20 protein-coding genes are annotated in these 17,902 nt (G+C 51.5%); 3 read left to right on the forward strand and 17 right to left on the reverse strand.

The window, feature by feature from the left end; all coding sequences use genetic code 11:
* Positions 1–250: 250 nt before the first annotated feature.
* The 8 genes from ULO1_RS14220 to floA form a co-directional block, all read right to left on the reverse strand.
* Positions 251–622 (reverse strand): diacylglycerol kinase family protein, encoded by a 372-nt coding sequence (locus ULO1_RS14220; protein WP_078664989.1) that lies wholly within the window; start codon positions 620–622, stop codon positions 251–253.
* Between the two features lie 11 nt (positions 623–633).
* Entirely contained in the window at positions 634–1,104 is a 471-nt protein-coding gene (gene ybeY / locus ULO1_RS14225) for an rRNA maturation RNase YbeY (RefSeq protein ID WP_078664988.1), read from the reverse strand.
* Complete coding sequence (locus ULO1_RS14230; protein ID WP_079933790.1) at positions 1,046–3,250, reverse strand: HD family phosphohydrolase; 2,205 nt, start codon at positions 3,248–3,250, stop codon at positions 1,046–1,048. Before ULO1_RS14230 ends, ybeY begins: the two co-directional genes overlap by 59 nt.
* Positions 3,251–3,252: 2 nt before the next feature.
* Positions 3,253–4,221: a PhoH family protein gene (locus tag ULO1_RS14235; RefSeq protein WP_242946657.1), complete on the reverse strand. Its 969-nt coding sequence runs from the start codon at positions 4,219–4,221 to the stop codon at positions 3,253–3,255.
* Positions 4,222–5,424, reverse strand: a complete 1,203-nt coding sequence (gene yqfD / locus ULO1_RS14240; protein ID WP_079933791.1) for a sporulation protein YqfD — start codon at positions 5,422–5,424, stop codon at positions 4,222–4,224. It abuts the gene before it with no gap.
* A gap of 12 nt (positions 5,425–5,436) precedes the next feature.
* Entirely contained in the window at positions 5,437–5,709 is a 273-nt protein-coding gene (gene yqfC, locus ULO1_RS14245; RefSeq protein ID WP_078664985.1) for a sporulation protein YqfC, read from the reverse strand.
* 63 nt (positions 5,710–5,772) lie between these two features.
* Positions 5,773–5,931: a hypothetical protein gene (locus tag ULO1_RS14875; protein ID WP_159071822.1), complete on the reverse strand. Its 159-nt coding sequence runs from the start codon at positions 5,929–5,931 to the stop codon at positions 5,773–5,775.
* Between the two features lie 6 nt (positions 5,932–5,937).
* The gene (floA, locus tag ULO1_RS14250; RefSeq protein ID WP_079907616.1) at positions 5,938–6,933 is read right to left on the reverse strand and encodes a flotillin-like protein FloA; all 996 of its coding nucleotides are present in this window, start codon (positions 6,931–6,933) and stop codon (positions 5,938–5,940) included.
* 143 nt (positions 6,934–7,076) lie between these two features.
* Between floA and ULO1_RS14255 the strand changes: the two genes are divergently transcribed.
* Both ULO1_RS14255 and ULO1_RS14260 read left to right on the forward strand, forming a co-directional pair.
* Positions 7,077–7,658, forward strand: a complete 582-nt coding sequence (locus tag ULO1_RS14255) for a TetR/AcrR family transcriptional regulator (RefSeq protein ID WP_079907617.1) — start codon at positions 7,077–7,079, stop codon at positions 7,656–7,658.
* An 84-nt stretch (positions 7,659–7,742) separates the two neighbouring features.
* On the forward strand, positions 7,743–10,430 hold the full coding sequence (locus ULO1_RS14260; protein WP_079933792.1) for an FAD-binding and (Fe-S)-binding domain-containing protein: 2,688 nt from the start codon (positions 7,743–7,745) through the stop codon (positions 10,428–10,430).
* A 26-nt stretch (positions 10,431–10,456) separates the two neighbouring features.
* Here the strand turns inward: ULO1_RS14260 and ULO1_RS14265 are convergent, their stop codons facing one another.
* The 3 genes from ULO1_RS14265 to ULO1_RS14275 are packed head-to-tail and all read right to left on the reverse strand — an operon-like array spanning position 10,457 to position 11,814.
* Positions 10,457–10,969, reverse strand: a complete 513-nt coding sequence (locus ULO1_RS14265; protein ID WP_078664981.1) for an NfeD family protein — start codon at positions 10,967–10,969, stop codon at positions 10,457–10,459.
* Between the two features lie 16 nt (positions 10,970–10,985).
* Positions 10,986–11,405, reverse strand: a complete 420-nt coding sequence (locus ULO1_RS14270) for a DUF86 domain-containing protein (protein ID WP_079907622.1) — start codon at positions 11,403–11,405, stop codon at positions 10,986–10,988.
* Entirely contained in the window at positions 11,395–11,814 is a 420-nt protein-coding gene (locus tag ULO1_RS14275; RefSeq protein WP_159071821.1) for a nucleotidyltransferase domain-containing protein, read from the reverse strand. The genes ULO1_RS14270 and ULO1_RS14275 overlap by 11 nt, the downstream gene beginning before the upstream one ends.
* A 298-nt stretch (positions 11,815–12,112) precedes the next feature.
* Between ULO1_RS14275 and ULO1_RS14280 the strand changes: the two genes are divergently transcribed.
* Positions 12,113–13,351 carry an OFA family MFS transporter gene (locus ULO1_RS14280; protein WP_079933793.1) on the forward strand — a complete coding sequence of 413 codons (1,239 nt, stop codon included), beginning with the start codon at positions 12,113–12,115 and terminating at the stop codon, positions 13,349–13,351.
* 218 nt (positions 13,352–13,569) lie between these two features.
* Here the strand turns inward: ULO1_RS14280 and ULO1_RS14285 are convergent, their stop codons facing one another.
* The 6 genes from ULO1_RS14285 to prmA form a co-directional block, all read right to left on the reverse strand.
* Positions 13,570–14,019 (reverse strand): GatB/YqeY domain-containing protein, encoded by a 450-nt coding sequence (locus tag ULO1_RS14285; protein WP_079907626.1) that lies wholly within the window; start codon positions 14,017–14,019, stop codon positions 13,570–13,572.
* A 16-nt stretch (positions 14,020–14,035) separates the two neighbouring features.
* Positions 14,036–14,212: a 30S ribosomal protein S21 gene (gene rpsU / locus ULO1_RS14290; protein ID WP_078664975.1), complete on the reverse strand. Its 177-nt coding sequence runs from the start codon at positions 14,210–14,212 to the stop codon at positions 14,036–14,038.
* A gap of 90 nt (positions 14,213–14,302) precedes the next feature.
* Positions 14,303–14,647, reverse strand: a complete 345-nt coding sequence (locus ULO1_RS14295) for a histidine triad nucleotide-binding protein (protein WP_078664974.1) — start codon at positions 14,645–14,647, stop codon at positions 14,303–14,305.
* Positions 14,648–14,734: 87 nt separating this feature from the next.
* Positions 14,735–16,030 carry a tRNA (N(6)-L-threonylcarbamoyladenosine(37)-C(2))-methylthiotransferase MtaB gene (gene mtaB / locus ULO1_RS14300; protein ID WP_079907628.1) on the reverse strand — a complete coding sequence of 432 codons (1,296 nt, stop codon included), beginning with the start codon at positions 16,028–16,030 and terminating at the stop codon, positions 14,735–14,737.
* On the reverse strand, positions 16,023–16,784 hold the full coding sequence (locus ULO1_RS14305; protein ID WP_079907629.1) for a 16S rRNA (uracil(1498)-N(3))-methyltransferase: 762 nt from the start codon (positions 16,782–16,784) through the stop codon (positions 16,023–16,025). The genes mtaB and ULO1_RS14305 overlap by 8 nt, the downstream gene beginning before the upstream one ends.
* A gap of 3 nt (positions 16,785–16,787) precedes the next feature.
* Positions 16,788–17,726 (reverse strand): 50S ribosomal protein L11 methyltransferase, encoded by a 939-nt coding sequence (gene prmA / locus ULO1_RS14310; RefSeq protein ID WP_078665068.1) that lies wholly within the window; start codon positions 17,724–17,726, stop codon positions 16,788–16,790.
* Positions 17,727–17,902 lie beyond the last annotated feature (176 nt).

Below are 17,902 nucleotides of genomic sequence, written 5' to 3' on the forward strand. Positions count from 1 at the left end.
ACGGGTCTTCTTCGCCCCGGCTCCACTTCGAAGACCGGTGAGCCGGGTAAATCTCCGGAAAAAACTCCCCGCACACAGTTATGCTAAATTTGTTCTTCTCGTGTTTCTCTGGCATTCCTGATCAACTCCCCGAAACCCTGCCAGACTTTGCTGCTTCACCAATGGATAATAGTTCCATTTTTTTATTGTAGCAAAACAGTTAAATACAATCAATTATAGTCTAGTTTTCTGAAGCTGCTGCTTACCTCCTCTATCTGCTGAATAAAGCCAGTAGGCGGGGGCCAAATACCAGTAAGCCGACAAACATAGCGTGAATAGCTGCCAGCAACACCGCCCCGGCGGCCACGTCTTTGGCAATAGCTGCCAGACGGTGCCATTCCTGCCCGGCTGCCAGGTCTACCACCGCTTCTAAAGCGGTATTGACCAGTTCCAGGCAAATTACCATGGTAGCTGCCAGCCAGATCCATAAAAATTCTCCCCGGCTCAGGTGCAGGATAAAGCTAAAGGCAATCACCAGAATAAAAGCCAGCAGATGAATGCGCATATTGCGCTGGGTTTTAAGGGCATATAACAGCCCCTGCCAGGCACAGGCAAAACTCTGCAAAAGATTGCGGTTTCTCATACCCAATGCTCCTAACGGTGGATACCCAGGGCATTCAGTACTTCCCTCTGTGTTTCCAGCATCTCCGCTTCCTCGGCTTCAGTCTGGTGGTCATAGCCCAGGAGATGCAAGACTCCATGCACAGTCAAAAAAGCCAGTTCCCGCTTCAGGCTGTGACCATAATCCCGGGCCTGTTCTTCGGCCCTTTCCACCGAGATAATCACATCGCCCAGCACTTCTGTTTCCAGAGGGGAGGTAAACTCCGGCTCTTCTTCCAGCCGTTCGCGCTGGGCAAAAGACAGCACATCCGTAGGCATATCCTTGCCGCGGTAGTCCCGGTTGAGGCGGCGGATTTCCTCATCGTCCACCAGCACCAGGCTGACCTCTGCTCCTTCTGTACCTTCATGGATTTGCAAGGTGTATTCCGCCACCTGGCGGATTGTATCAAGCATTTCCGCTGTTATTTCCCGCTGGCTCTGGAGATTCTCGATCTGAATCGGCATTGGCACTGCCCCTTTCCAATCCTTTCAATTCTTCAGGATATTCAATGCGGGCATGGACTATCCCTTTTAATACCTTCATAAAGGCCTGAGCGATTTTTTCCAGATCCCGCAGGGTTAAATCACTCTCGTCCAGCTGGCCATCAGTCAGTTTTTCCTTGATAATCTTGCGCACAAACCCTTCCAGAGGGCCCAGGCCTGCCAGCTGGCCAGCCTGCATTTTGGCTCTGACCGCTGCTTCAACGGAATCCGCCAGCATGACTATGGCAGCCTCCCGTGTCTGGGGTTTGGGCCCTGGATAGCGGTAGTCTTCTTCCTGTACCGTTTCCAGGCGGTCAGCCTCCTTGGCCCGGTGGTAGAAATAGCTGACCAAACAGGTGCCGTGGTGCTGGGCGATTATATCCAGTACTGCCTGGGGCAGGCGATATTTCCGGCCTAGTTCCACCCCATCCTTAACGTGGGAAGTAATGATCAGGGTGGATAGAGACGGTGCAATCCGTTCATGGGGGTTAGTTCCACTCATCTGGTTTTCGATAAAAAAGCCCGGTCGCTGAATTTTCCCCACATCGTGATAATAGGCACCGGCCCGGCAGACCAGAGAATCAGCCCCAATAGCATCGGCCGCTGCTTCAGCCAGATTACCGACGATAATGGCATGATGATAGGTACCAGGTGCTTCCATCAGCAATTCCTTCAACAAGGGAGCATTGGGATTGGTAATTTCCAGCAGGCGCATGGGTGAAGTCAGGTCAAAAGCCGATTCCAGTAGAGGTAAAAACCCTCCGGCCAATACCGCACTGAGGACCCCATTCACCACCCCGTAGGCTATTGCCACCCCGGTCAGGGAAGGGCTGACATCAGTCACCAGGCAGACGGAGATAATCATCGCCACCGCTGATAGAGCCACATGCATCAGTCCTGTTTTCACCAGATCGGAACGCTGGGTCACCCGCCGCAGGCCATAGATGGCAAAAATGCCACTGACCAATCCCACCAGGGCAAAGCGCAGCTGAAATCCTGACAGCACTCCCAGCCACCAGTTCAGCAAAAGGGTAATTAACAGGGCCAGCTGGCTGTCCAAAAGGACTGTTATCAGCATGGAAGCCGCAGCTACTGGAACCATATAGGCACTCAGGACATTGATTTCAGGTCGGTCACTGAAATTGAGGGCCAAAAAGCCCCGAATAATCAGGAGGCTGATCAACCCTATCAGTGCCAGCAGGGAAAGCTGTTTCTCATTGTGATACAGATCAGGGCGAAAATAAATCAAATAGGCCAGAGTCAGGGCAAAATTGAGAGCCAGCATCAAGGCAATGCCCAGCAAAACCGGCCAGGTGGACTTAGGCCGCATCAATCCCACTGCCTGTAGTTTCTCCAGGGTTTCCTGGGTTACTCTTTCCCCCTTGGAAATGATCAGCTCATTTTGCAATACCGACTTGGTTACCGGCGGCACAGCCTGTCGGGCCTCATTGATGCGCCGTTTGGTTTCCTCCTGGTTGATAATCAGATTGGGCCGCAGGATATTGGCCGTCAGCCGCACCAGTAAGTCCCGGTATGGTTTTTTCAGTCCCAGGTCGCCTATTTGGCGGCGAAGCCGCTCTTTTTCCGTTTCCAGCTTGTCTTCTGGCACGCCCTGGGTCATGGCCTGGCGCAATAGCTGCAGAGCCTGTTGCTCCAGACTGTCAATAGTCCGGTCATCGGCCGTTAACAGCATTTCGATTTCCTGGTCCTGAACCTGGATGGTCAGGGTTTTTTCCACCAGCAGACGCTTGTCCGTCAAATTCAGCTGGGTCTGTTGCCGGGCCTGGCGAATCTGGTCAAAGAACCCGGTTACTTCTTCCTCCAGTTTACTGGCTACCGTTACATTCTGGTCATAAACCGGCACGATAGTGGCAGCCGCTGCCTGCCGCCTGGCTTCGGTGGCTTTCTCATCCACATAAACCACACTGCTTGGTGAAAAAATGTTTTTTGGTGCTACCTGCCCTACTTTCAAATTAATGTTATCAGGCAGAAAATTAACACTGAGGACGACAAAATAGGCCAGGAAAAAAAATCCGGCCAGCAGTGCCCGGCGCACTTCTTTTTGTTCCCACAGCTTCCTGACATATCCCCGTAACAAGAGGTTGCGTAACTGTTCTTGCCAGTTCATTGCTATTCACTCCGTTCGTTACGCCGCCGATATGCCTCCACAATTCGCTGCACCAGCGGATGCCGTACTACATCTGCTTCTGAGAGATAACAAAAACTTATCCCTTCGATTCCGCGCAAAATCTGCTGAACCTCCACCAGGCCGGAAAACTGGCCCCGGGGCAAATCGATCTGGGTGATATCCCCGGTGATCACTGCCCGGGAGCCTAAGCCCAATCGGGTCAGAAACATTTTCATCTGTTCCGGTGTAGTATTTTGCGCCTCATCGAGTATGATAAAACTGTCTTCCAGGGTTCTTCCCCGCATATAAGCCAGAGGTGCCACTTCAATAATGCCCTTCTCCAGATAACGCTGGGTAATTTCTTGCCCCAGTAGATCATAAAGGGCATCATAGAGAGGCCGCAGATACGGGTCCACTTTTTCCTGTAAATCCCCGGGCAAAAAGCCCAGTTTTTCCCCCGCTTCCACCGCCGGGCGAGTGAGGATAAGCCGGCTGACCTCCCGCCGCCGTAAAGCCAGGACTGCCATCACCACCGCCAGGTAAGTCTTGCCCGTGCCGGCAGGCCCGATACCGAAAACCACATCATGCTGCTGGATCGCCTGTAAATAGGCCTTCTGGCCATTGGTTCTGGGCCGCACCGCCTTGCCCCTGGCATTGTGCAAGATTACTTCTTGACTCAAGAGGGCACTCTCTTCCGCCCTGCCCTTTTTCACCATGCCGATAACCTGCAACACATCCTGGCTGGTTAAAACCTCCTGTTGTCGCGCCAGCTGGGTTAACTGGCCAAAAACCTGCCGTACCTGGCTGACTGTCTCCTCTTCCCCGCGGATGGTGACAGTATTGCCCCGGGCTGCCAGCTGGACTGGAAATTCGCGCTCCATCAGGGTCAGATGACCATCCAGCTGGCCAAAAATCCGGGCTGCCTCACCGTTATCGCCGAATATCACTTTTTCTTCTACTGTCCTGACCAATTATTCAATCCTCCTCAACTCTCCTATGGGTTCTCTGGTCTCCACAATCATTCTGCCTTTTACGGTACTATTATTACCGGAATCCAGCAAGGTAAACGATTTCTGCAATACCTCGGCTCCGGCCGGCAGCTGGCTGGCAATTTGCTGCCAGGCTTTTTCCCGCACTAGAGTTTCTGCCTCTGCTGCTGTCAGCTGTTTGCGCCTGGTCAGCAGCTGTTTTTGTTCAACAGTAATTAATTCGACACCGGGCAGCGGATTCCTTCTCTTTTCCGCGGTAACCCTGGGGACAGAACTGCGATTATTTTCCCACTGCCATAAAGTATAGCTGTGCCCGCGCAGATTTACAATCACTTTCCGTCCGATTACTTCCCCCGGTTCCTGCCAGCTCAGCTCCCGTTCTGTTTCCACAATAGCCTCATACCAGACCCGGGCCCGCACAATCCCCTGAGCCTGTACCTTTTTCGGTTCCGGCGGGGGACTTTCGGGAGTAGTGGGCACCGGGGGAGTTAATACCCCATCAATCAGGATATCTCCTGGTTTGACAGTATCCCCTTCCTTCACCCTGCCTTCCCCGCTGAAGACCAGGATTTCACAGATAACCCCTTCTTTATTAGCCACCAGTGAAGCCGGTCCTTCGATAGCTACCTCCTTTTCCGGTGGCAGTTTTTTTTCGGCCACCCGAATCAGGGCCCGGGTTCCTTCAAAATCGATTTCCAGCCAGGCCAGCTGGGGAAACTGCAGTAACAGCTGTTTTTCCAGCCGTTCCAAAGGCAGCTGTTTCTTCCACACCCCGGGCTTTAAGCCCTGGGCCTCTGCCGCGCGCAATAATTGTTCCCGACTCAGGTTTTTGTTACCCACCACATCAACCTGCCAGACAAAACTCGCCCCCAGATAGAGGACAAAAACAAATAATAACGCCCCATAGAGCAGCATTTGTCTTTTTTTCAAGGCACTCCACCAGAAGGGCAGGCCCCGGCGAGCTGCTATGCCCAGTTGCAGATTAAGTCTTCGGCGCAAATGGCGCAGCGCCAAAAACCCGGGGAGAGAGACCTTGGCCAGGGCAGACCCATCCTTTAAGCGGACAATATCCCATAAATAAATACCCCGGCTCACAGCCATATTCAGCAGCCGTTCCAGCCGAGGCCCGCGAATGCGAATAATCACATATCCCCTTAACCAGGCCAGTATTCTCTGTACCAGCATCTCTTTTCCCCCCTACTCCAGAAACTCGATACCGGTAATCCAGCCTTCCACTACCGCTTCTTCCGGCAATATTCCCCTTAATACCAGATCCTTGCCTTTCAGCAGCAATTGTCCCTTCTCCAGCTGAAAGCGAACTCTTTCCGGACTGTATTCCACTACCCCCCGATGGTTTTCCAGAATGGCCTGTACCTGGCCAGAGACAATGATTTTGGGCAAATTCAAAGTCACATCCCGGGGTAAATCCAGAATCTGGTTCAAATTCTGCCGCCAGTTCTTCCAGGACATAAAAATCCCCTCCTTTGTCCTCATCCATATTTATGAGGACAGGAGGGGTTATATGCCTGCCTGTTACCTGCCAAAAAACCATTTCCTGCCTTTACAGGGTCCCAGAATCTCCCGGGCCAGAATCGCCTGGCGCCAGTCCTCCCGTTGCCATTCCCGGGGCTCAAGCTCTTGCTCCCGCCTGGTTTCCCGCTGGCTTTGCTTTTCTTTTTTCCTTTTCTCCATCCAGACCTACTCCTTTCCCGCTTCCGGCTGGCGGGGTCCAGCGATGCTATCCCGCATGCGGGTATCAGCCAGCAGGTTCTGCAGGGCATAATAGTCCATAGCCCCCAGCTTTCCTTCCCTTAAAGCCTGGGCCAGGGCCCGTGGTACCTCAGCTTCCGCTTCTACCACTTTGGCCCGCATCTCCTGCACCATCGCCTTCATTTCCTGTTCCCGGGCCACCGCCATCGCCCGTCTCTCTTCCGCCTTGGCCTGGGCAATCCGTTTATCCGCCTCAGCCTGGTCTGTCTGCAACTGTGCCCCTACGTTGCGCCCCACATCCACATCAGCAATGTCGATGGACAATATCTCAAAAGCTGTCCCGGCATCCAAACCTTTGGCCAGTACCGTACGGGAAATCAGATCAGGGTTTTCCAGCACCGCCTTGTGGGATTCACTGCTGCCCACCGTGGTTACTACCCCTTCACCCACCCGGGCGATGATGGTCTCTTCCCCGGCACCGCCCACCAGGCGGTCGATATTGGCCCTTACTGTCACCCGGGCGATGGCTTTTACCTCGATGCCGTCCTTGGCCACCGCTGAAATCAGGGGGGTTTCAATTACTTTAGGGTTCACGCTCATCTGTACAGCCTGCAGAACATTGCGACCGGCCAGATCAATGGCCGCAGCTCGCTCAAAAGCCAGAGGAATATTGGCCCGTTCCGCCGCAATCAGGGCATCCACAACCCGGTCCACATTGCCTCCGGCCAGAAAATGGGCCTCCAGCTGGTTGACACTGAGGTCCAACCCGGCTTTACGAGCCTTGATCAGAGGGTTGACAATCTGGGCCGGCGGTACCCGGCGCAGCCGCATCCCGATCAGGGTAATAATTCCCACCGGCACTCCAGAAGCCAGGGCACTAATCCACAAACCCAGGGGAATAAAACTAAAAACAACGATGATGATAAAAAAGAGCAAAACAAAACTCAATCCCAGCCCAAGACCTGCTATTTGGGGTAAATACATACTTCCATCCTCTCCTTTCCCTGTTCTTTTACAATTATATCCGATTTGTTATGCATATAACAACCATTTTTTGTCTTGCGCAGAGAACAGCACTGGTATATAATAAAATCAAACAGAAAGATCATTCGGTGGAGGTTACGAGTTTGAAGAAAACGACGCCCGATACGGAGATCAAAAACAAAATTTACAATGTAGCGCGAAAACTGTTTGTGGAAAAAGGCTATCATCGTACCAGTATTCCCGATCTGGTCAGGGCGAGCGGCGTCAGCATCGGAGCTATCTACCACCACTTTCCCTCCAAGGAAGAACTGGCCCGAACCATCCATGAAGATGCGGTAAACCTGTTTCTGAACAAATATGACTGCTATGTTCGCCCCCGGCAATCAGGGCGCGAAAAGGTGAGATATTTTGTCAAAATGATGTTTGAATGGGCGGACACGGATTTGATCACCGTAAATTATCTATTACACGCCCGTCCCCCGGAAGTGCTTAACTGTAATTTTACTATCTGTACCGCTGAAGGTTTGGAAGCGGTCAAAGAAATTATCAGCTGTGGTCAGGCTTGCGGTGAGTTCAAACCTGTTAATCCCATATTGCTGGCCGCCATGGTTTCCGGCCCCATTATGAGAATGATCGAACTGAAAACTGACGGTGTCATTACCGAACCGTTGAGCAACCTGATAGATGAGACAGCGGAACTTATTTTCTCTGCCCTTAGAGCTTAAAATATTTTTCACATATACAGAAAGATTATTCTTTCTGTATATGTGATTAAATACACAATCAATACAAGCGGAGGAGGTAGAATTATGCAAACCCTAAAAGACCTTTTTGGTAACCGTTTTCGGGACAATCAACTGGAACGGCTTTTGTACAGCCATGACGTCGGAGTGCTGCCAGCAGCAGTGAAAAAAACCTTCAATTCCATGCCTTCTGCAGTAGTGCAGCCGGAAAACAAACAGGAATTAATCGATTTAATGAAGTGGGCCAATGAAACCAGAACTCCGTTAATCCCCCGCGGTGCCGCTACATCAGGCTTCGGCGGAGCCATTCCCACCAAAGGCGGCGTAGTAGTGGACCTGATCCGCATGAAAAATATCATCGCTTTTGATCCGGAGCAACAAACTGTTACTGTCGAGCCAGGTATTGTCTGGGAAGAGCTGGATAGTTTTCTTGCCTCCCGCGGATATACCCTCAGGCTATATCCCTCCAGTTATCCCGGTTCCACTGTTGGCGGTTGGACAGCTCAAGGAGGAACAGGACTGGGCAGCTATCGCTACGGCAGTTTTAAAGATAATCTGGTGGAGGTAAAAGCTATCCTTGGCGATGGCACAGAAAGAACATTCTCTCTGCAAGACCTGGATTTGATTTACGGCCTGGAAGGTATCACCGGAATTATTTACGAAATTACTTTGAAAGTAATGAAGCAAAAAAATGATTTTCCCCTTGCCGCAGTATTTAGCAATCTTTTGCCCTTACCCGAGCTTGTCAAAGAACTGGAAAACCATAATCTTCCTGTCTGGAACATAACGGTGCTGACACCAGAATTTATCGCCTTACATCAAAGCGCTACCCGGGAAAAGGTGTTACCAGAGGATAAATACCTGGTCAATATTGTTTTATCCTCTCCTGATGAAAAACAGGTCGATATAGCGCAAACACTGATTGCCCGGGCCGGTGGTCAGTTGCTTTCTTCCGAAGCTGCTCACCATGAATGGAATAACCGTTTCTATACCATGCGCCTGAAAAGACTGGGGCCTTCCCTAATTGCGTCAGAAGTAATAGTACCCCTGGCAAAAGCCGCTGAATTTATTGGTGAAGTGGAACACAAATTCAAAGGAGAATTTGCTTTCGAGGGTACTTTCGTCGGGCAAGATGCCATTACCTTTTTAGGTCTGATGCCGGCTGATGAACGCAAACTCAATTTCCCTCTGCTCTATGCCAATTCCCTGATCATCAATGACATTGCCACCAAACTGGGGGGTAAAATTTTCGCCCTGGGCATGTACTTTACCGATTACGCCGAACAGTTACTGGGAAGTAACCTGTTAAAACAGCTAGTGAAGTTCAAGCAAGAAACCGATCCCCAGGGCATCCTTAACCCCGGAAAAATTCTTCCCCCCGGTCTGGATAAAAATTCACCCCTTAAGGTGTTAAATACCGCCATGAAAGGTGCTACCATGGGTAAATCCCTATTAGGCGGGTTAACCAGCCTGCTCGGCGGAAATTCGGCTAAAGATCATATCGAGGAAAAAGCCAAAGGTCCCTTTTCCGGTGCTGTGCTGGCCGAAAGTTACATTTGCGCCCAATGCGGTTTCTGCCGTACTAACTGCACCGTATTTATGCCCGACCCCTGGGAATCCAATTCACCTAGAGGAAAGTGGTATATCCTGAACGAATATGCCAAAGGCAATATCGATCTGGATGAGACAGCAGTGACCGCCCTGTTTAACTGTACTACCTGTAAAAAATGCGATCTGGTCTGTCAGACCCTGTTACCCAATGCCCACCGGTGGCTGGAAATGCGACCTGCCGTCAATCAGGCCGGTTTTATCAACACCGGGCTTGAGTTAGTAAAAGATAATGTAGTTAACAGCGGTAACTTCTGGGGCGTACCGGCAGAAACCAAAAGCTGGATTACCCCTGAAATCAAGTACGAGGAAGAAGGGGAAATAGCCTACTGGCCAGGCTGCTGGGCTTCCATCATCATGAAAAACATGCCGCAGAATATTGCGCGCATTATGAACAAAGCAGGAGTGCCTTTCGTCTATCTTGGTGCTGATGAAGGATGTTGCGGACTTTATCATGCTTTAGGTGGGTATATGGAAGAGTTCGGGGCCAAAGTTAAGGCCAACTATGAAAATCTGAAAAAACGAGGGGTTAAAAAATTACTCCTGTCCTGTCCCGGCTGTTTTGCCACCTTTACGGAAAATTATCCGGAGATGGCTCACCATCTGGGAATTGACTGGGATATTGAAACAGAACACGTGACGGTTTTCCTTAACCGCTTGTTGCAGGAAGGAAAATTGCGCTTCACCAAACCCATCAACGCTAAAGTTACTTACCATGATTCCTGCCACTGCGGGCGCTGGTTTAATATTTATGAAGAACCACGGGCAATCTTGAAAGCCATTCCCGGGATTGAACTGATTGAAATGGAGCATAACCGCGAAAAAGGCCTTTGTTGCGGTCTGGTCGCTTCCTTCCAATCCATTCCCACTGTGGGCTATTCCGGACAAAAACGGATTAATGAGGCCACAGCCACCGGAGCCGAGTACATTGTAACCAACTGTGCCGGTTGTGGCTCACAAATGAACTTTACTTCCAATATGCTCAACGCCAACGTCAAGCAAAAAGATATCACCGATTTGGTAGCTGAAGCCATGGGAATTGAAGAAATCTATGACCCAACAGCTGCGATTGCAAGCTATATGGAAGCCGCCATCAAACTGTTAACCCCAGCCTGCATAATGCTGAAACAGAAATACCATAAATAAAAAAGGCTATGAGAAAACCCGAGCCTTTATGGCCCGGGTTTTTCTTTTCTCACTACAATCCTTTGTCCCTCGACCTTGATTACTGTCACCTTTACACCTCCGGGGAGGTACTCCCCTTCTGAGACTACATCCACCACCTGGCCAGCTATTTCCACCTTGCCCGCCGGACGCAAAGGCGTCAGCGTCAGCCCGCTTTTTCCCACTAGTTTCTGCCAGGAAGGATCAGGGGCCAGATAACCGGCTTTGCTTTCCTGGTTATCGGTGAGAATGAGCTGATTCAGCAATCTTTTTTCTTCCATCCGCCGCCAGGCCCAGTAGAGAACAACGGCAGCAACCAGAATGGCCAGAGCCAGAGCAGCCAGCACCGCTCCCGGGGCATGCAGGGCCAGATAAAGGGCAAAGAGCATGAACAGGATACCCGCCAGTCCCACCAGCCCAAAACCAGGGATAACCAGGATTTCCACCAGTAAGGCCAGGAACCCGATCATGAAGATCAATAGCGCTTCCCAGCCGTTAAGATAAAACGCAGGATAAGGCAATTCCCTCTCCCTCCCTCTAGGTGAGCAATCGACTGAAATAGCCAATGAATTTTTTAATATCATCAAGATTTTCAGTAATTATCTGATATAGCTCTTCCGGTGTTATATCAATGTAACCATGAGCCATACGATTGCGATATCCGGCCAGCCCTTTAACTCTTTCTGCAAAATCCGCCGGAATTACCCCCAGCTTACCCAGTTCATCAATAATTTCCCGATAGGTACCCGGCCTTTTCTGTCCATTTTTGACAATAATATGTGAGCCAGCATCCAGAATTATATTTAAAGCAATATATAGATTGGCAAACACGATATCGCTATTGCGTTTGTCTGCTAAAAATTCCTCTTTACTCAGCTTTGCCATTTCAGCAAGATTAAAATATCTTTCCTTTAAATTTTCTAAATAGGCAAACAGGCGCGTTGAATTATAGACCACTTTCACCACCTCCGAACTCTTCCTTCAGGTTTTCCAGTAAATCCCTGGTCATTTGTTGCCAGACTGGTTCAAAATCCAGCCAGCGACGAACCACCATTTCCTCGAAATCAGTCCGGAAGTCCCAGTCAGTTTCAAAAATGACTTTACCATCATATACTATTTCCTTCTGCAAAACCAGAGGGGCATCATGTAAAAAAACAATGTCAACTTTATCAGTTTTCAGGATACCCGTAACATCAGCAATTAAGCTCATTTTTTCCTGCAACCCTGGATATGGTTGCTTAAATAAAAGAGCCAGGTCCCAGTCGCTATCCTCTCTGGCCTCACCGCGCGCCCGTGACCCAAACAGCCAGACCGCCACTACTTTATTTTTTTTCCACAATGGATGTAATAAAGCCAGTTCTTCCATCCTTCTCACCGCCTTTGCTACCATTATACCTGAAACAGGGGAAAAATGCCATTTTTTCAAACTTTCCATTGAATAATCATTCAAGCCCGTTCACCCAAATTTTCAAATTGTTTGTCAATTCTACTATATACCATTTATATGCTCATAACTTCCATTCAGGATTTATTTTTTATTATTACCGGAAATAGTACCGCTTTTTTTCTCTTTATGGCTTACAATTGATAACAGGAAATAACAAATTCAGGAGAGCTCTCCGGAAGGCAGGGGCCCGCCTTCCTCAAAACAGGAGGTGTGTGAAATGGCTAATTCATCCCGCGGCTGGGTTGTGACCCTGGCCGGGACGGGTATCAATCTGGCCCTGGGCGTGCTATATGCCTGGAGCGTCTTTGCCAAAGCTTTAACTGAACAGTGGAACTGGAGCAAAACCCAATCCTCTTTACCTTATACCCTGGCCATTCTGGTTTTTGCCCTGATGATGATTCCCGCCGGGCGCTGGCAGGATAAAGCCGGCCCCCGAATTGTAGCTACGGTCGGTGGCATCTTGACTGGTAGCGGCCTGATTCTGGCCAGCTTTTTCGATTCAGTAATGGGGATCACCATTTCTTTCGGCCTGTTAGCCGGGGCCGGCATAGGCCTAGGTTATGCCGCCGCCACCCCCGCTGCCGTCAAATGGTTTCCCCCGGAAAAGAAAGGCTTGATCACCGGGATTGTGGTCAGCGGTTTTGGCCTTGCTTCCGTCTATATCGCCCCATTGACCAACTACCTGTTAAAAGTATATGGAATCAATGATTCTTTCCGGATCCTGGGCATCGCCTTTCTGCTGGTCGCCACCCTGCTGGCCCAGCTGTTGACTAACCCGCCCGCTGATTACAAAGCTCCCGTGGCCAGCCCTGCGGGCAAACCCCAGAATACTGCTCCTGCTGTTAATGACTACAGCTGGCAGGAAATGCTGAAAACCCGGCAGTTCTATTTGCTCTGGCTCATGTTTGCCTGCGGCTCCCTTGCCGGGTTAATGATTATCGGCCATCTTTCCAAAATCGCCAAGGTTCAGCTCAATATCCAGTGGGGTTTTGCCCTGGTGGCTCTGCTGGCCATTTTCAATGCCGGAGGGCGAATAATTGCCGGGATCCTCTCTGATGTTATCGGCCGTACCCGCACCATGCTGCTGGTCTTCGTGCTGCAGGCAATTGTCATGAGCCTGTTCGCCAAACTGAACACTCTGTCCCTGCTGGCCGCCGGCGCTGCCCTGGTTGGCTTCAATTACGGGGCCTGTCTCTCCCTCTTCCCCTCTGCTACCGCTGACTATTTCGGCACCAGAAACCTGGGGCTGAACTACGGGATTGTTTTCACCGCCTGGGGAGTAGGCGGTATGGTGGGACCGTTACTGGCAGGCTGGGTAGCCGATACCACCGGCACTTATACTTATGCCTATTATATCGCTGCCCTGCTCTGCGTCCTGGCCGCCGGCCTGTCTCTGGTGACGCGGGCTCCCCGCTCTGTCGCCCTGTTAGGCCAGGAAGAAAAACATGTGGCTTAGTCTTACTGGAGGGGGCTTCTAGCCCCCTTTTCTGTTACAAAGTTAAAAGCCAGGAGACTCCTGGCTTTTTGCAGGACTAATTAAATTGATTAAGGTTCTTGTCCAGGCAGAAAAGCTACGGCTACTGCTACCTTCGCCGTTCGGGACTTCCACCCTATAGACAACGCCCATGCCGGGCGCACATCAAAAGCCCGGGATCTTCGATCCCGGGCCTGTTTTTATCCCAGATATTCCTTAACCAGCTGATTGACCAGTTTGCCATCGGCCCGGCCTTTAATTTTCGGCATCAGATATCCCATGACCTTGCCCATTTCCTTAGGCCCCTGGGCCCCGGTAGCTGCGATGGCTTCCTGGATCAGTTGCCGTAACTGGTTTTCATCCAGCTGTTCTGGCAGGTAAGGCAGCAGGACTGCCACCTCTGCTTCCAGCTGCTGGACGATATCCTCACGGCCAGCCTTGCGGTACTCCTCCATGGCATCCCGCCGCTGTTTGACTTCACGGGCAATGACTTCGATGATTTCCTCTTCCGTCAATTCCCGCTTTTTTTCAATTTCTGCGTTCTTGATAGCTGATTTGGCCATGCGAATGGTGGAGAGGCGGACTTTCCCGGCTTCCTTGGCTTTCATGGCCTCTTTCATATCAGCTGTCAACCGCTCTAACAGGGACATAAGGTAACCCCCTTAATTAGCGGAACTTACGCTTTCTGGCAGCTTCGGACTTCTTCTTCCGTTTAACACTGGGTTTTTCATAGTGTTCCCGTTTTCTCACTTCAGAAAGAACCCCGGCCCGCTGGCAGGATTTCTTGAACCGCCGCAGGGCGCTGTCCAGGGATTCGTTTTTACCCACGCGAACTTCAGACATCTGTTTCCCTCCCCTCCACTGGCACCCTAGCGCTAATTAAGCGCCTTGCCTATTATATCCTACAATACAAAGGGGTGTCAATAACCCCATTTAACCCGGCGGCCAGCCAAAGGGACGCCCGGCTAACAGGTGGTAGTGGAGGTGGAAAACAACCTGACCCGCATCCTTCAAATTATTGGTTACGAGTCGAAAACCCTTTTCCTCCAAACCCAGGTCCTTGGCAACCCGTCCGGCGACAAGCTGAAGGTGTCCCAACAGTGCTTCGTCAACTTCATCCGCAGCCAGCAAATGAGGGATGTGCTGCTTGGGAATAAGCAAAAGATGAATGGGTGCCACCGGGTTAATATCGTGGAAAACCAGCACTTTTTCATCTTCATATACTACTTTGGCCGGGATTTCCCTGTTGACGATCTTGCAAAAAATGCAGTCCTGCATAGTACACCTCCTTCCGCCGAATACTGGTTGCAACACTATATAATTCGCTATTTACTACAACAAATCCTGCTTATTGTCGCAAAAAATTTACAATCTTTCCCCAACCAGATAATCTCCACGCCATCCGATGAGGCGAACAGAAATTAGCTGTCCTCTTTCCTCTGGCCGGGCTGGTAACAAAACCCGTAAATAATTGGCGGTCAGGCCTTCCCAGAAACCATCTTTATATTCCTGTTCCACCAGCACTGCCTGGATTGTTTCAAGAAAACGCTGTCCATAATTGCGGGCCAGCTGTCGTCCCAGCTGGTTTAACTCTTTCACCCGCTTTTCCTTCACCGCTGCCGGAACCTGGTCTGTCCGTTCTGCAGCAGGAGTTCCCTGACGTGGTGAGTAAGGGAAAACATGCAAGCGGGCAAAACCCATCTGGCTGATAAAGTCTTTAGTTGCGGCAAAGTGTTCCCCTGATTCCCCGGGAAATCCCACAATCACATCGGTAGTTATAGCCGCCTGGGGCAAAAATTCCCGCACCACTCCCAGCAGGCGGGCATACTCATAGGTGCTGTAATGGCGGTTCATTTCCCTTAAGGTTACATCACAGCCGCTTTGCAGGGGGATATGTAGATGGGGACAAACCTGTGGATAATCTGCCATTATCTCTAACAAGGCCGGTGTCAGGTCAGTGGGCTCAATAGAGCCCAGGCGTAAACGGCGTATGCCTGTTTCCCGGCAGATTTTTTCCACCAGCCAGGCCAGGTCGCCCTCGCCGCCTTCCCGGCCATAAGCCCCGATACAGATACCGGTCAAAACCACTTCCTGATAACCCCGTTCCACCAGGGCCTGGATTTCCGCCAGCACCCGGACTGGCTCCCGGCTGCGCTGGGGTCCACGGGCATAGGGGATAATACAATAACTGCAGAAATTATTGCAGCCTTCCTGGATTTTGACAAAAGCCCGGGCCCGCCCCTCCTCTAGAACGGGAGCGATTTCCTCAAAAGCCGCTGCTTCCATGATATTCTCCACCCGGGCCAGAGGTTCCGTACCGGCGCGGGCTTCTTCCACCAGCTGCACCAGCTGCTGGCGGTCGCGGGTGCCCACTACCAGGTCTACACCCTCGATGGCCAGCACTTCCCCCGGAGCCGTTTGGGCATAACAGCCAGTCACCACCACCAGCCCACCCCGGCGGGCAGCCCGCCGGATCAACTGGCGGCTTTTGCGGTTGCTGAGATGGGTAACAGAACAGGTATTGATGATATAGACATCTGCCGGTTGTTCAAAATCCACTACCTGGTAGCCGGCCTGACGAAAGAGGGAGGCCATGGCTTCACTTTCATACTGATTGGTCTTGCAGCCCAGAGTAGCAAAAGCTACTGTTCGTTCAGCCATTAGGCTCACCTCCCAGGTCGCCCCAGAGATACTGGATCAGACTGATTGCAGTGATAGCCGCCGTTTCTGTGCGCAAAATCCGAGGCCCCAGGTTGATGCTGATGGCCCCCTTTTCCAGGGCCGCTGCTGCTTCCTCCGGGGTTATCCCTCCTTCAGGGCCAATGATGACAAAGACGCGGCGGGGGCCAGGAACCGGCAGAGTAGCAGCCAGCTGCCTTAACCCCCGGCTTTGCTCTTCTTCCCAGGGCAGAAGTAGCAGGTCCCCTGCCTGGATTTGCAGCCAGAGCTGTTCCCAGGTTGCAACTGGGTCCACTTCCGGCACCAGCCCACGGCGGCATTGTTTGGCCGCTTCCCGTACGATCTTGCGCCAGCGTTCCACCCGTTCTGCGGCTTTATTGCCTTCCAGCCTTACTACCGTCCTGGCCATAACCAGGGGGATAAAGCGCTTGACCCCCAGCTCTGTACCTTTCTGCAGTACCAGCTCCATTTTTTCCCCTTTGGGTAGCCCCTGAACCAGACAGATTTCCAGAGGGGATTCGGATAGGTCAGGCTGACGCTCCTGCCTGCGGGCAAGCACCCTATCTTTAGCAATTTCCACAATTTCCCCGGAATATACATAACCATCACCGCAGACGGCCTCCAGCAGCTCTCCCGGTTTGGCCCGCAGCACCCGGGCCAAATGGTAGGCATCGTCCCCGGTGATGGTAATATACTGTTCACCGATTTGCTCTGGTTGGACAAAAAAGCGGGTCATCTCCTATCTCCTTTCGGCCAGCATAGCTACCCAGCCGCTATCCCGCCAGGTTTCCACTATAGTCAGGCCACTGACCTCCAGGGCAGCCCTGACCTCCTGTTCCCTTTCCTCGATAATGCCGGAACAGAGGAACCGGCCACCAGGCAGCAGGTGTTCCTTTACTGCCGGTGTAACCATGATGATGATATCAGCGATAATGTTGGCGATAATCAAATCCGCGGGCTCGGCCACTGTATCCAGCAAATTGCCTTCTTCCACCCGGACAATATGGGTGACATCATTCTGGTCGGCATTTTCCCAGGCCACCTTGACCGCCGTTTCATCCAGATCGATGGCCAGGACATCTTCTGCCCCCAGTTTAGCGGCCACGATGGCCAGCACGCCAGAACCGGTGCCCACATCATAGACAACTCTGGGACCGGGGAAAAGTTTTTCCAGGGCCCGGATACACATGGCAGTAGTGGGATGGGTTCCAGTGCCAAAGGCCATCCCCGGATCCAGTTCTACCACGATCTCCCCATCCTGAGCCTGATAATCCTCCCAGGTGGGTTTGATCACTATCTTCTCTCCTATTTTTTCCGTTTTAAAATATTTTTTCCAGGAGGTCGCCCAGTCCTGGTCATCAACCAGGGAAAAGGCCAGTTCACAATAGAGTCCGGGCAAATGATAATGTTTCAGGTCATTGACCGCCCGCTTCACATCTTCCACCTGGGCGGCCAGCTTTGTTCCTTCGGGCAGGTAAGCCTTGACCACCACCAGATCGGGATCACCCGCCTCTTCCTCGGGAAATTCATAATAATCCCAGCGTTTCTCCTCAATGTATTGCCATTTCAACTGCGGGTCTTCGATGATTACTCCATTGGCTCCAGTCTCATGTAGAATATTGGCTACCGCTTCCACTCCATCCCGGTGGACAGTCACCTGAATTTCCTGCCACTTCATTTGCCCAACCTGGTTCAAAAAACTTGACTGTTTTTATTTTCAGCCAAGTTGGCCCCCAGACCAGGATTTCGCCTCCTTTCCGAATACTTGATTTGCCCCCGCGGGGCAGGGCGACAGGGGACCTCGGCCCGGGAGTTCCACCCGGACGGGAGTACTGCACCGGTTTATGCTGACCT

It is taken from the genome of Carboxydocella sp. ULO1 (assembly GCF_002049255.1).
GTDB lineage: Bacteria > Bacillota.

Bases quoted from the DNA above. Each gene is read 5' to 3' on its own strand.
- ULO1_RS14220 (WP_078664989.1), bottom strand. From the start codon at position 622: ATGAGAAACCGCAATCTTTTGCAGAGTTTTGCCTGTGCCTGGCAGGGG.
- ybeY (WP_078664988.1), bottom strand. From the start codon at position 1,104: ATGCCGATTCAGATCGAGAATCTCCAGAGCCAGCGGGAAATAACAGCG.
- ULO1_RS14230 (WP_079933790.1), bottom strand. From the start codon at position 3,250: ATGAACTGGCAAGAACAGTTACGCAACCTCTTGTTACGGGGATATGTC.
- yqfD (WP_079933791.1), bottom strand. From the start codon at position 5,424: ATGCTGGTACAGAGAATACTGGCCTGGTTAAGGGGATATGTGATTATT.
- yqfC (WP_078664985.1), bottom strand. From the start codon at position 5,709: ATGTCCTGGAAGAACTGGCGGCAGAATTTGAACCAGATTCTGGATTTA.
- ULO1_RS14875 (WP_159071822.1), bottom strand. From the start codon at position 5,931: ATGGAGAAAAGGAAAAAAGAAAAGCAAAGCCAGCGGGAAACCAGGCGG.
- floA (WP_079907616.1), bottom strand. From the start codon at position 6,933: ATGTATTTACCCCAAATAGCAGGTCTTGGGCTGGGATTGAGTTTTGTT.
- ULO1_RS14260 (WP_079933792.1), top strand. From the start codon at position 7,743: ATGCAAACCCTAAAAGACCTTTTTGGTAACCGTTTTCGGGACAATCAA.
- ULO1_RS14275 (WP_159071821.1), bottom strand. From the start codon at position 11,814: ATGGAAGAACTGGCTTTATTACATCCATTGTGGAAAAAAAATAAAGTA.
- ULO1_RS14280 (WP_079933793.1), top strand. From the start codon at position 12,113: ATGGCTAATTCATCCCGCGGCTGGGTTGTGACCCTGGCCGGGACGGGT.
- ULO1_RS14285 (WP_079907626.1), bottom strand. From the start codon at position 14,019: ATGTCCCTGTTAGAGCGGTTGACAGCTGATATGAAAGAGGCCATGAAA.
- rpsU (WP_078664975.1), bottom strand. From the start codon at position 14,212: ATGTCTGAAGTTCGCGTGGGTAAAAACGAATCCCTGGACAGCGCCCTG.
- ULO1_RS14295 (WP_078664974.1), bottom strand. From the start codon at position 14,647: ATGCAGGACTGCATTTTTTGCAAGATCGTCAACAGGGAAATCCCGGCC.
- mtaB (WP_079907628.1), bottom strand. From the start codon at position 16,030: ATGGCTGAACGAACAGTAGCTTTTGCTACTCTGGGCTGCAAGACCAAT.
- ULO1_RS14305 (WP_079907629.1), bottom strand. From the start codon at position 16,784: ATGACCCGCTTTTTTGTCCAACCAGAGCAAATCGGTGAACAGTATATT.
- prmA (WP_078665068.1), bottom strand. From the start codon at position 17,726: ATGAAGTGGCAGGAAATTCAGGTGACTGTCCACCGGGATGGAGTGGAA.